This is a genomic window from Ruegeria sp. A5 (assembly GCF_056543005.1).
Genome location: NZ_JBQGAV010000003.1, coordinates 150904 through 163826, shown reverse-complemented (window position 1 = coordinate 163826; position 12923 = coordinate 150904). Strand labels below are relative to the sequence as shown.

Genomic DNA, 12923 nt, shown 5'->3' with positions numbered 1-12923 from the left:
CCAGCGACGACATATGTGTGCACGCCCAAAATCCCTCTTGCACATCAATATGACGAGGTATAGATCACGCGCCACGGTCGGAGTGTAGCTCAGCCTGGTAGAGCACTGTCTTCGGGAGGCAGGGGTCGGAGGTTCGAATCCTCTCACTCCGACCAATAAAATCAAGTGTCAAATGCAACGGTGTATTGCGTTTTGACAGTGGGTATTACCTTTCTACTAACTAATGTTGCCTGCGGCGGTTTGAATTTCTGCTATTTCGAATTTTCAATAAAATGACCTGAACCAGTCTTGGGCAAACCGTCAAGATGCTCCGATGCAGCTCGTCGTTCATGTCACTCGCTACAAGCGCGTTGGCCGCGTTCACGCGAACTCATTAACCGCTGGGCAGACCTTGCTATTGCTATTGTACAAGGCATGCCCTGCCCGTGCATTTCTCGAAACTAGTGCCGTGATGTCTTAAGGCGCGCTTGACCAATATTGGGATCATGTTTCCCAAGGTGGATTTGAGCCAATCTCTGTGATCAGAAAATCCATGAATACCCGAACTTTGGGAGATAATACGTTGGACTTGGGATAGATAAGCCATAGAACATTGTCTTCCGTAGCCTCAAAGTCTGGCAGAATTTGCATCAACCGGCCCGATTTCAGTTGATCATACACGCTCCATAGTGCGTTTAGGGATATTCCGGCGCCGGCCAGAGTGGCGCAGACCTGACTTTGGCCGTCGTCGATGATCAATTGACCCTTGGCCATCGCTGGATCAAATGTGGCTTTCTCACCTGCCTTTCCCGTTAGCGTGCGCAATTGGCGATTTTGGAAAGCGATCAGGTGGTGGCTTTTTAGATCGGCAGGTGTTTTAGGTGTGCCGTATGTGTCAAGATAGTGCGGCGCGGCGCACAGTATGCGTCGGTCATCAGCCAATTTTCGGCCTTTCAGGCTGGTGTCGACAAGCGGCGCATTTCTTAGTGCAAGGTCGTAACTCCCCTCGATAAGATCGAACTGCACATCCGACAGGCGCAAATCGAGCGTCAGATCGGGGTGCTGTTGAAGAAATTTCGGCAGGATTGGTGCAATGTAGAGCTGAGCAAAGGTGCTGGGTGCAGCGAAGCGCAATGTACCGCGGATGGTCGCTGTTTGTTTGCCCAACGCCGTAAGTGCCGCCTCTTCCTGCGCAATAATCTCTCGGGCGAAGGGCAGGAAATCGGCACCTTCAACAGACAGCGACACTTTGCGCGTTGTGCGATGTAACAGTTCGGAACCCAGGCTTTGCTCCAACTTGGCAAGCTTTGCGCTCGAGACAGCTGGAGCCATGCCCAAAGCGCGCCCCGCCGCACTGATGTTCAGCCTTTCTGCCGCCGCCACAAACAATCTCAGCGCGTCTGTATCAAGCCCCATTATATCGCAAACCCGAATTATCAATCCATGAATGGGCAGTTTATACGCAAATAGATTAGCGTTAAATCCCCTTCATGGATGCAACTCGGCATGGGAAGGAGACGCAGATGACGCGAACAGCCACAGTCAACTACCACGTTCACAAGCCCTGGCGGCAAGCCTTTGAACTAGATGCAGGCGGGATTGCTGGTAATTTGATTTCGCCCGAACTGGCCAGCACGGCTGTTGCATTGACAGATGCCCGCACCACGAGCAACACAGTTACATTTGCGTCTGATGCTGTTGAGTTCGCGCTGCTGGAAACGCAGATACAAGATTTTACCGGCGAGGTCTGGAAACCGACATACGATGCGGAGCTAACGGCAATGCTCTCGAACAAGTTAGGTGCGCGCGAGGTTGTGGTTTTTGATCACACGGTTCGGATAGATGACCCAGGAGCGACGCGCAAACCCGCGCGCAACGTCCACAGTGACTATAGCAAGGACGGAGCCGAACAGCGGCTTGTCGATCTTTTGGGTGCCGAGGCCGCAGCGGAGTGGGCGCGCGGTCACTATGCTTTTGTTAATGTGTGGCGCCCTGTGAATCATCCTATCAACTCAGCACCCCTGGGCTTTGTTCGCCCGTCATCAGTTGAACCGTCTGACTGGATCTTACTGGACCTGATCTATCCCGACCGCAATGGGCAAATAATGGGGCTGGTAGGAAACCCCAGGCATGAGTGGATTTATCAATCGAAGATGACGCCGGATGAGGTCGCGATCTTCAACATCTATGACAATCGAGGTGCTCCGTCGATCGCGCATAGTGCGCTTGATATGGTCGAAGATTCAAACGTCAACACCATTCGCAAAAGCATCGAGAGCCGCACATTGGTGCGCTATTAAAGGAGAGCCGGACATGTTGGATAAAATGCAGCCTGCTGATTTTGCCCAAATCAACGTGGCCTATAACCGGGTATTTCGACCGGGACGGCTGAGCGTTGGCCTAGTGTTGCCGCTCGAAGCATATGCAGTCGGTGCAGAGCCCACGCTTCGGGATCATCTGGAAGCGGCTCGGAAAGCGGAGAACCTCGGGTTTGCATCACTTTGGCTGCGCGACGTGCCATTCAACGTTCCAAGCTTTGGTGATGCAGGACAGATTTTCGATCCATTTGTCTATCTGGGTGCGCTTGCTGCGGTGACGGACCGAATTGCCCTTGGAACGGCGAGCGTGATCCTGCCATTGCGTCACCCCGCTCATGTAGCCAAGGCGGCGGCGAGCGCGGATGTGCTCTCGGGCGGACGGTTGCTCTTGGGTGTAGCCTCCGGGGACCGGCCTGAGGAGTATCCGGCAATGAACCAGAGCTATGATGACCGCGGGGCACGTTTCCGCGACAGCTTTGACTATATCCGCGCCGTTGGATTGGACTATCCCGAGCGTGAAAGTGCACAGGGTACGCTGTCTGGCGGGATTGACCTGCTGCCAAAGCCGCATGGGACCCGCCTGCCGATGATTATTACGGGTGGTAGCCAGCAATCCCCCGATTGGGTGGCGCAGAACGGCGATGGTTGGATGACCTATCCGCGCAATGCGACTGCCCAAAGGCAGGTTATTGCGGACTATCGGAGGCGCGGTAAGGAAGCGGGCCAGCCAGACAAGCCTGTCATGCAATCCCTGTATATCGATGTCGTTGCCAATCACGCCGCACCACCGCGCCCGATCCATCTTGGGTTTCAGTCTGGCACCGATTTCCTGCGTAGCTATCTACGTGAAATAGAAACGCTTGGGGTCAATCACGTTGCACTGAACCTACGGTTCAATCAAGCGCCCATCGATACGACCCTCGAACACTTGGCAGATACCGTACTGCCCGACTTTTCCTAAAGGATCAGATCAATGACCAAGACTATACTCATTACAGGTTCAACCGACGGCATTGGTTTGCTCACGGCAAAGAAGCTGGCCGCCGATGGACACAAAGTACTTCTGCATGGACGCAGTACCTCCAAATTGGACAGCGCGGCCTCCGAAGTCGGCGGCGATGTCGAAACTTATAGCGCTGATCTGAGCGATCTGTCCGCAGTGCGAGAACTGGCTGAGAGCGTAAAGGCCAAACATGACAAACTGGACGTGTTGATCAACAATGCAGGTGTGCTGAAAGCTCCGCAAACCGTGCTTGCGAATGGGCAGGACATCCGCTTTGTCGTCAACACACTCGCACCCTATCTGCTCACAGAATTGCTGATGCCGATCATTCCCGCCGCCGGGCGCGTCGTGAACCTGTCATCGGCAGCGCAGGCCCCGGTGAATATTAATGCACTGGAGGGTAGTGTCCCGCTGGCTGATATGGAGGCTTATGCGCAAAGCAAGCTGGCGATCACCATCTGGACCCGGGAATGGGCCAAATCTCTGTCCGATGCACCCGTCATGGTCGCGGTAAATCCGGGATCGCTGTTGGCCTCAAAGATGGTGAAAGAAGGATTCGGCCTAGCCGGGAACGATATGAACATCGGCGCTGATATCCTGATTGATGCGGCATTGGGTGATCGGTTCGCTGATGCGTCAGGTGCCTATTTTGACAATGACAGCGGTGCCTTCGCGAATCCACATGCCGCAGCACTGGACAAAACTCACGTCGCCGACGTCATGAACACGATCAAAGGTTTGATTAACCAGACCAACTGACCCGCGCTGCGCTAAAGCCAGACGCGCTTCCAACTTTAACCTCCCTTACCCCTCGCGCGTGCCGCGTCGAGGCCCAAGAAAGGACTGTCTGATGAAATATGAGAACTTTCAAACCTTTGACGTTGCTGTTGAAAACGGCATCGCAACAGTCACATTCAACTTTGGCACCGTAAACGTGCAAGGCCAGGAAATGCTGGCCGACCTCAACAGTCTGGCCATGCGGCTAGAGCGAGACCGCGAAACCAAGGTCGTGATCTTTCAATCCGCCAACCCGGAAATCTGGGTCTGCCACTACGATACCGAGCTGCTCAAGGATATGTCGACTGAGGCCGTATCCCGCGAGGACGCACAGCTTTTGGACCTTCAATCGGTCTGCGAGCGGATCAGCAAGGTGCCACAAGCCACCATCGCAAAGCTGGAAGGGTTCGCACGTGGTGGCGGACACGAGTTGGCGTTGGCGCTCGACTTGCGATTTGCAGCGCGGGGTAAGTACAAGTTCATGCAGATGGAAGTTGGAATGGGCATCCTGCCTTGCGGCGGCGGTGCTTCGCGCATGGCACGTCAAACCGGCCTTGGAAAAGCGCTTGAGATCATCCTGAGCGCACAAGACTACGATGCGGATGATGCAGAACGTCTGGGCACCATAAACAAGGCTTTGGAGCCAGATGAGATTGGCCCGTATGTGACGGCTCTGGCCGAGCGGATCGCAAAATTCCCGGCAGAGTCGATCAATGCCTGCAAGCAGATGGTCTATGAATCCATCGACAAACCCATTGATGAAGCGCTGAAGGCCGAAGCCTATTGGCTGTATCAGGCCACAAGCAAAACCCCGGCGGTCAAACGGTTCACCATCGCGGATGAACAGGGTCTGGAACACGACATCGAAAACCAGCGCAAGTGGGGCGATCTGGTTATGCAGGTTCAGGATATCAACTGATCCGTCCTCCAACACAATGATCACGTCAGGCGTGCGCTGTTCAAAGCCGCGCCTGACACTTCGTCAAAAAAGGAATATCCCAATGAAAGCAATGGTTCTGAACGACTACGGACCCGATGCACCGTTCGAGCTTGTAGAAATGCCCGAACCGGTCGCAACGTCTGGGCATGTAGTCGTCAAAGTGGCCGCGACCAGCGTCAATACCGTCGATACAATGATCCGAAGCATGGGCGCGGATCTACCTCTGTCCCCCAATTTACCCGCGGTCCTTGGCATGGATTTTGCTGGCATAATCACAGCCGTTGGCGAAGGTGTTAGAGGTTTTTCCATAGGCGATGAGGTGTATGGCTGCGCCGGTGGTTTGATGGACCTCCCTGGTTCGCTAGCCGAGTACATCAATGCGGATGCCCGCCTGATTGCACACAAACCCAAGACGCTGAGCATGCGAGAAGCCGCGGCGCTGCCTCTCGTAGGCATCACCGCCTACGAAGGATTGACGCGCGCCGGTGTCGGCGAAGGGCAGACCGTTCTGGTTCAAGGCGGAGCCGGTGGCGTTGGTCATGTTGCCGTTCAAGTTGCGCGCCACCTTGGCGCAACCGTGTCGGCAACAGGTCGTGGAGCGGATCAGTTAGCCCTCATCGAGGGTCTCGGTGCGCGCCCGTTGGATTTCACAACCCAAAAGGTCAAGGACTACGTGGCCGAACACACTGATGGCGTGGGCTTCGATGTGGTGTTTGATAGCGTGGGTGGGCCTAACATGACGAACTCGTTCGAAGCGGCCAAGCTCAATGGCCAAGTCGCCTCAACCGTCGCGATGGTCGAGATTGATCTGACACCTGTGCATTTCAAAGGTCTGTCTCTGCACGTCGTCTTCATGCTGATCCCGATGATGCATGATGTCGGGCGTCAATCCCATGGTGACATCCTGAAAACTCTGGCGGAAATGGCGGACGCGGGCCAACTCAAACCAATTGTTGACGAACAGAGGTTTGGGTGGACCAATGTCGATGCAGCCTATGAGCACCTGACAAACGGAGCGGCGGTCGGAAAAGTTGTTGTAGAGCTGTGAACGGAACCGGCCGGGATTGGTGCGCAGAGATATAATTGTGCACCATTCCAGTAGGGCCTGATATTGATATCGACCATCAGTACTCAGCCAAGCTGAATGCAAGTTGCAGCTCAGATTGCTATGAACTCAAAGCACTGGTCGGAGCTGACGCAGCACATGGATCCCCTCCGCTGCTGGCGATACTAACTGGTACCGCCATTGCGGTTTCCAGTCCCAAGAACCTTTACTTCCAGCCAGTGGAACCCAAATGCGATCACGCCCGCGACGAGAATATAGAATACGGCCAACAGGATGAGCGGCTCGTAAATAATGAAAGTGTCGGAGCGCACACGTGAAGACACAGCGTAAATGTCGACGACAGTGATCGTCGCAACCAATGGAGTTGCTTTGAGTTGCAATATGGTTTCACCGCCCAATGTCGGCAGGACGTTGCGGATAGCCTGCGGCAACCAGATACGGCGAAACATGGTGAAACGTGGCATGCCAAATGCCTTGGCTGCCTCAAGCTGACCCTTGGCGACCCCTTTGAAGGCACCGCGCATCACCTCTCCTTCGTAGCCGGCATAGGACAACGTCAGCGCCAGTACTGCATAAGGCCAGGCCTGCCGCAAATAGGGCCACAACTCGGAAGAGCGTATCCAAGGGAACTGCGGAAACAAAGACCCAAGCCCATAATACAATAACCAGAGTTGCAGCAGCAGCGGTGTGCCACGGATGATAGTGCAAAATGCCTTGGCAGGGGCGGCAAGATACCAAGGCCCAACCGCCTGTGCCAATCCAAGTGGAACGGCGAGTAGGAAACCCAAAACTACGGTGACCACCAACAGCCAGATTGTCGTCCAAATGCCCTGAAGGGCGAGCGGCGCATATTTCGGGATCCAGTCCCACTGAAGAGAGACGGCGCACCAGACAACGATTCCAGCGAATATCAGCATCATCACAATGCGATGTGGTTGCATCAACGATCTGAAATCAATCATCTGCCCCCTCCTTTAAGGGAGGGTTGGCCGCGACGCGCCCATTTCTCAATCCGAGCGAAGATGCCGCCCGAACACAGCGTTACCATGAGATAAAGAAATCCCGCTGCCAGAAAGAAAGTAAAATAGGCGCGTGTGCTGCTTGCAGCCTGGCGGGTTTCCAGTGTCAGTTCATTAAATCCCACAACAGCGAGCAACGCGGTATCTTTGGTTGCAATCAGCCACAGGTTGGCAAGACCTGGCACGGCGAAGCTCATCATGGCCGGGATTGTCACGCGGCGCATGGTCATGAAGGCGGGCATACCGTAGGACTTGGCCGCTTCGATCTGACCGGGCGGAACCGCCTGAATAGCGCCGCGCAAAATCTCGGTCGCGTAAGCGCCCTGGACCACACCCAGCACCCATATGCCTGCGCCAACACCACTGACCTCAACCCGACCCCCGCCCATTGCGGCGGAGATTTTGTTTATGATGTCAGATCCCACGTAATACAGGATCAGGATCAGGACCAGCTCGGGCACAGCCCGGATCACCGTCGTGTAGATGGCGAGAAGATCGCGCGTGACCTTCCCGCCATAGAGTTTGCCATAAGCTCCGAACAATCCGATCACGAGACCGAGGGCATAAGCGCCGAAAGCGATCTGCAATGAGTGGGACAATCCGCGCAGCAGATTGGCCCCCCATCCCGGCGGCGAGAGCGACAAAAGCTCTGCGCTCTGCGCCAATCCAAGTGAATCCAACAGTCCGTTCACGGCAGCGGCTTAGTAAATGCTGGCCGAGAAATAGTTCGATGTGATCTTCTCGTGCGTGCCATCGGCAAGAATTGCGGCGATGCCTTTGTTCAGCGCCTCACGCAGGTCATCTTGCCCTTTGCGCACGCCAGCCCCAACGCCGCGTCCCAGAATAGCGGGATCATCTGCAACGGCGCCTTTAATTTCACAGCAAGCGCCCGCATCCGAGTTTACAAAGTCGGCCATGGCGATGCTGTCTGCTTGAGTTGCATCAATACGGCCTGCGAACAGGTCCTGATTGGCCTCATCCTGTGTCTGATAAACCCGCAGTTCAGCATCCTTGAAATATTCCTGCGCATAGGCCTGGTGGATGGTCGAAGCCTGAATGCCGACAACTTTACCCGCCAGCGACTCTGGTGTCGCTTCGATATCCATCGATTTGTCCGCAACGATCACAGCGGGTGTGTTGTAGTAAGGATCGCTGAAATCAATGGTTTTCAGCCGCTCCTCGGTGATCGACATAGAGGCCATGATGGCGTCGATTTGCTGCCCGGTCAGCGATGGGATGATACCATCCCAGGCTACAGGCGTTATAACACAGTCCAGTTCGGCAGCGGCACAGACAGCATTGATAACATCGATCTCCCATCCAACCCAGTTGCCTGAGCTGTCAAGCGAAGCGAATGGTGGATAAGGTTCAGCCGCGATACCGATCTTGACCTCTTCGGCACTGGCGACACCAACTGAAAGGATGGCGGCGGCAACTCCGGACGCAAGCAGTTTCTTAAGGTTCATTTTGTTACTCCCTTTTGGTTCATTAGTTTGTTTTGACTGAATCAGGCGACCGAGCTGAGGAACTGCCTCAACCGCTCTGATTTTGGATTACCGAAGACCTCGGCAGGTGGACCCTGCTCTTCAATGCGGCCTTCGAAAAGATAGACAACGTGGCTGGCAACTTCGCGCGCAAATTTCATTTCATGGGTGACGAGCAGCATGGTGCGTCCTTCACCAGCGAGATCACGGATCACGTTCAAAACTTCGCCGACCAACTCGGGGTCCAGCGCCGATGTGGGCTCATCGAAAAGCATCACCGAAGGATCTACGGCAAGCGCACGGGCAATGGCGGCGCGCTGTTGCTGACCGCCAGATAGATAGGCCGGAAAGGTGTCGGCCTTGTCACCAAGCCCTACCCTTTTCAACAGGTCGTGCGCCCGCGAGATAGCCTCTGCCTTTGGCACCTTTAGGACATGTATCGGCACTTCGATCACGTTCTCCAGAAGCGTGCGATGCGTCCACAGATTGAACTGCTGAAAAACCATTGCCAGCCGCGTTCGGATACGCTCGATCTGGCGGCGGTTCGCGGGGCTACCATCGGCGTGCATTTCAACCAATTCACCGCCTATGGTAATTTTTCCCGAGCTCGGCGTTTCCAAGAAGTTGATACAGCGCAGCATAGTGGATTTGCCCGAGCCTGATCCCCCGATGATTGCGACAACGTCCCCCTTGTTGGCAGTCAGGGAGACACCCTTCAGGACCTCTAGCGCACCAAAGGATTTGTGCAGGTCCTCAATCTTTATCGCCTCAATGGACTCAGTGGCTTCGGGTGTGGGTGATGCTGCTTCGGCTGTGTCCATATCTAACAATCTTCTGATTTCAGCTTGCAGTAAGCCTCGAATCTCGCAATTATGCAAGTGTATAATAACTCCATGCCATGGATGACACTGACGTGCAGGATGACAGCCGCAAATTTAAACGTGAGTCTGCTGAGTTTCGGCGCGAGGCGCTGATATTGGCGACTTTGGACCTGATCGCCGAGATGGGGGTCCGCGGTGCCACGGTGCGTGAGATTGCAGCCCGCGCGAGCGTGACCCAAGGGTTGATCCGTCATTATTTCTCTTCAAAGGAAGAGTTGGTTCAGGCGGCGTATGAGCACCACATGAATACGCTAACCGATCAGACAGCAGCTTCGTCAGGAATGGGAGGCGCGGTATCTCAGTTGACCAACTTCGTTGACGCGTCGCTACGACCACCAATCGTTGATCCAAGCGCCGTGGCGTTGTGGGCCAGCTTTCTGAACAAGGTGCAACATGATTCAAAAATGCAGCGCATTCACCAGCAGACCTATAACTATTTCCGGGGTCTCCTCGAGGAGCTGATCGTCGCCGCATTGCTGGAAACCGGACGTTCAGTTGCTGCAACGGAGGCAACGCAACTGGCCATTGCTTGCAACGCGGTAATCGACGGCCTTTGGCTGGAAGGCGGTGCGCTTCCGGACGCGTTTTCCGAAGGGCAACTGGCGCGGATCGGCTTGGACTCCGTGAGCGCCATCCTGGGGATACCATTAAACAAAGAGGCGGAGCAGCCATGAAGACCACATCTGTGACTGAGCGTTTAGCGGGGTTGGGTGGTGCCAAATGGGGTGTACACCTGAAAGCACGCGACCTTATCAAAGCCGGAGTGGATATCGTCGAAATGACGATTGGAGAACCGGATGTGCCCGTGCCAGCCGCATTGGTAGAAGCCACCGTAACCTCCTTGCGGGCACAACGGACAGGGTATTCCAACGGGCGCGGTGAAGCCGGACTGCTTGACGCGCTTGCTGCTCGCTATTCAACCTCTCGTGGGCGGCCCTTCGGACCCGAGAACTTTTTGTGCTTTCCCGGGACGCAAACCGCCCTTTTCTCAGTGATGTCCGGGATTGCAGAGGCCGGAGACGAGGTTTTGGTTGGTGATCCGATGTACGCGACATACGAAGGAGTCGTGCGTGCATCCGGGGCGGATATCGTGCCTGTGCCGCTTCGGCCAGAGCAAGGGTTTCGCATGCAAGCCGAAGATATTGCTGCACGCATCACTCCACGCAGCCGCGCCATTCTTCTGACAACGCCACACAACCCGACAGGTGCAATTCTGACTACCACGGAAATTGCCGAAATCGGGCAGCTCGCCATGGCGCACGATTTATGGATCATCTCGGACGAGGTCTATGAAGAACTGATCTTTGACGAGGCCGAATTTGCTTCACCATTGGCAGACCCGAAACTGGCGGATCGTGTCATAGGTGTATCATCCATCTCGAAATCACATGCTGCCCCAGGGTTTCGTAGCGGTTGGTGTGTCGGACCAGTTGCGTTTTGTGAAGCGCTGCTGCCGTATTCCGAAACAATGCTCTTTGGCAATCAGCCCTTCATCGCGGACATGACCGAAAAGGCAATCCGCGACGGGTCCGAGGTTGCCCCCGGCATGGCCACTCGCTTCTCTGGCCGCGCCACCCTGCTGGCTGATCGTCTTCAAGCAGAAACGGATCTGACGGTTCATCGCCCAGAGGCGGGAATGTTCGCCCTCATCAACGTTTCTGCCACCGGGTTTGATGGCGAAGCTTATGCGTGGGATCTGTTACAGGCAGGGGTGGCTGTCATGCCAGGGTCCGCCTTTGGCGACGGTCTGAAAGACTGGGTCCGGGTCGCGCTGACGATTAGTGACGCCGATTTTGCCACAGCGGTTTCTCGCATCATTGATCACGCCAACAGCAAATCACGCGAGGTTGCATGAGCGGAATGACAATCGGTGAAGCTTTGGTTGCCAAGCTTCGCCAAAGAGATGTGACCTGCGTCTTCGGAATTCCGGGCGTTCACACGGTCGAACTTTACCGCGGTCTTGCGACTTCGGGCATTCGTCATATCACGCCCAGGCATGAACAGGGTGCTGGTTTCATGGCTGATGGCTACGCGCGTGTTTCGGGGAAACCGGGTGTGACCTTTGTGATCACCGGCCCCGGATTGACCAACACCTTGACACCGATGGCGCAGGCGCGCGCTGATTCAATTCCGATGTTGGTGGTCTCTGGTGTCAATAAAACCGCTTCACTTGGCAAGGGCTTGGGACATCTGCATGAATTGCCAGACCAACTGGGGCTGGCCAGAACAGTTGCGTTGGTGTCAGAACAAGTTCCCGACACCAACGCTCTGGACCCGGTCTTGGACCGCGTTTTTCACGACCTGACGAACGGCCGCCCAGGGCCGGTGCATATAGAGGTCCCGTTGGATGTAGCAGCAGAAAAATATCAAAAAACACCAGTAGAGACGCTCGATCCAGCACCCCCGGTCAATCCAGACTTAATCTCACAAGCGGCAAGGCAACTGGCTGAAGCAAATAGAGTTGTCATTCTGGCGGGCGGTGGCGCGAAAAAAGCGGAAACCGATTTACAGACATTGGCTGAAACCCTCGATGCCCCCGTCGTGCAAACCGTCAACGCACGGGGCATGATGCACGGACATCCACTGACCGTTCCTGCCAGCCCGAGCCTCAAAGCAGTACGCGAGCTGATAGAAAGCGCTGATTGCGTTCTGGCTTTGGGAACCGAATTGGGGCCAACCGACTATGACATGTACGCCACCGAGCAAATAGCAGGAAGGTCAGGCCTGATCCGGGTGGATCGCTGCAGCCATCAACTGGCGCGACATGAGGCAGCGCTAACCATTCAAGGTGACGTTAATTTGGTTGTACCGGCGCTGTTTGGGGCATTGTCCAATGAGGCAAAGCAAGACGACGGTGCCGAACGCGCCAGCAAAACACGCCGCGCCGCCTGGGAGGAAATTGGTCCGGACTATCGCCATCAGGTCGAAATCCTGAATGCCATTCGCTCAGAAGTTCCGAATGCATTGATGGTCGGAGACTCAACCCAACCAATTTATGCCGGCAATCTTTTCTACGACCACGACCGGGCCGGAGGTTGGTTCAACGCAGCAACGGGATATGGCGCGCTCGGCTACGGGATACCCGCTGCCATCGGCGCGTCGATCGCCGATCCGACTGCAAGGGCGATCTGCATTGTCGGCGATGGAGGTGCACAGTTTTCATTGCCTGAAATCATGGCCGCAGCAGATGAAAACCTGCCGGTCACCTTCGTGATCTGGAACAATCATGGATACCAGGAAATTGCCGCGTCGATGCGGGATGTGGGTGTGACCGTCATAGGATGTGATCCTTCGCCCCCGAATTTTTCTGCATCAGCCAAGTCTTTTGGCATTCCATTCACCAAGGTTCCGGCCGAACCACAGGCTGTCGCGCAGGCGTTGCGCGAAACTGTCGCTTTAGATGGGCCTGCAATGATCGAAGTCATCGCTCCGAAATGTGAACCTCAGAAAGATTGA

13 protein-coding genes and 1 tRNA gene are annotated in these 12923 nt (G+C 55.3%); 9 read left to right on the top strand and 5 right to left on the bottom strand.

All coding sequences use genetic code 11. The annotated features are described in order from the left end of the window. The first annotated feature begins 78 nt into the window (after nucleotides 1–78). Nucleotides 79–155, top strand: a tRNA-Pro gene (locus ACR0AY_RS09125). Between the two features lie 328 nt (nucleotides 156–483). Here ACR0AY_RS09125 and ACR0AY_RS09120 read toward each other — a convergent pair. Next, nucleotides 484–1395: a LysR family transcriptional regulator gene (locus ACR0AY_RS09120; protein WP_170511831.1), complete on the bottom strand. Its 912-nt coding sequence runs from the start codon at nucleotides 1393–1395 to the stop codon at nucleotides 484–486. 107 nt (nucleotides 1396–1502) lie between these two features. Here ACR0AY_RS09120 and ACR0AY_RS09115 point away from each other — a divergent pair, with 107 nt between their 5' ends. The 5 genes from ACR0AY_RS09115 (at nucleotide 1503) to ACR0AY_RS09095 (ending at nucleotide 6065) form a co-directional block, all read left to right on the top strand. Further along, entirely contained in the window at nucleotides 1503–2279 is a 777-nt protein-coding gene (locus tag ACR0AY_RS09115; protein WP_170511830.1) for a CmcJ/NvfI family oxidoreductase, read from the top strand. Between the two features lie 13 nt (nucleotides 2280–2292). After that, entirely contained in the window at nucleotides 2293–3258 is a 966-nt protein-coding gene (locus tag ACR0AY_RS09110; RefSeq protein ID WP_170511828.1) for an LLM class oxidoreductase, read from the top strand. A gap of 12 nt (nucleotides 3259–3270) precedes the next feature. Then, on the top strand, nucleotides 3271–4059 hold the full coding sequence (locus tag ACR0AY_RS09105; protein WP_170423028.1) for an SDR family NAD(P)-dependent oxidoreductase: 789 nt from the start codon (nucleotides 3271–3273) through the stop codon (nucleotides 4057–4059). A 91-nt stretch (nucleotides 4060–4150) separates the two neighbouring features. Continuing rightward, the gene (locus ACR0AY_RS09100) at nucleotides 4151–4996 is read left to right on the top strand and encodes an enoyl-CoA hydratase/isomerase family protein (RefSeq protein WP_170511826.1); all 846 of its coding nucleotides are present in this window, start codon (nucleotides 4151–4153) and stop codon (nucleotides 4994–4996) included. A gap of 82 nt (nucleotides 4997–5078) precedes the next feature. Then, on the top strand, nucleotides 5079–6065 hold the full coding sequence (locus ACR0AY_RS09095; protein ID WP_170511824.1) for a zinc-dependent alcohol dehydrogenase family protein: 987 nt from the start codon (nucleotides 5079–5081) through the stop codon (nucleotides 6063–6065). A gap of 182 nt (nucleotides 6066–6247) precedes the next feature. Here the strand turns inward: ACR0AY_RS09095 and ACR0AY_RS09090 are convergent, their stop codons facing one another. Genes ACR0AY_RS09090 through ACR0AY_RS09075 form a run of 4 tightly spaced genes read right to left on the bottom strand, consistent with a single transcriptional unit; the run spans nucleotide 6248 to nucleotide 9407 of the window. Further along, entirely contained in the window at nucleotides 6248–7045 is a 798-nt protein-coding gene (locus ACR0AY_RS09090; protein WP_170407528.1) for an ABC transporter permease, read from the bottom strand. Beyond that, nucleotides 7042–7794, bottom strand: a complete 753-nt coding sequence (locus ACR0AY_RS09085) for an ABC transporter permease (protein ID WP_170423024.1) — start codon at nucleotides 7792–7794, stop codon at nucleotides 7042–7044. The genes ACR0AY_RS09090 and ACR0AY_RS09085 overlap by 4 nt, the downstream gene beginning before the upstream one ends. Before the next feature lie 9 nt (nucleotides 7795–7803). Next, a complete protein-coding gene (locus ACR0AY_RS09080; RefSeq protein WP_170394204.1) occupies nucleotides 7804–8568 on the bottom strand; it encodes a transporter substrate-binding domain-containing protein in 765 nt (254 codons plus the stop codon). A gap of 41 nt (nucleotides 8569–8609) precedes the next feature. Beyond that, nucleotides 8610–9407: an ATP-binding cassette domain-containing protein gene (locus ACR0AY_RS09075; protein ID WP_170511822.1), complete on the bottom strand. Its 798-nt coding sequence runs from the start codon at nucleotides 9405–9407 to the stop codon at nucleotides 8610–8612. A gap of 77 nt (nucleotides 9408–9484) precedes the next feature. Here ACR0AY_RS09075 and ACR0AY_RS09070 point away from each other — a divergent pair, with 77 nt between their 5' ends. From ACR0AY_RS09070 to ACR0AY_RS09060, 3 genes are read left to right on the top strand one after another with little or no spacing between them, the layout of a single operon-like run. Further along, complete coding sequence (locus ACR0AY_RS09070) at nucleotides 9485–10141, top strand: TetR/AcrR family transcriptional regulator (RefSeq protein ID WP_480454042.1); 657 nt, start codon at nucleotides 9485–9487, stop codon at nucleotides 10139–10141. Beyond that, nucleotides 10138–11322: a pyridoxal phosphate-dependent aminotransferase gene (locus ACR0AY_RS09065; RefSeq protein WP_170511820.1), complete on the top strand. Its 1185-nt coding sequence runs from the start codon at nucleotides 10138–10140 to the stop codon at nucleotides 11320–11322. The genes ACR0AY_RS09070 and ACR0AY_RS09065 overlap by 4 nt, the downstream gene beginning before the upstream one ends. Next, complete coding sequence (locus tag ACR0AY_RS09060; protein ID WP_170511818.1) at nucleotides 11319–12923, top strand: 5-guanidino-2-oxopentanoate decarboxylase; 1605 nt, start codon at nucleotides 11319–11321, stop codon at nucleotides 12921–12923. The genes ACR0AY_RS09065 and ACR0AY_RS09060 overlap by 4 nt, the downstream gene beginning before the upstream one ends.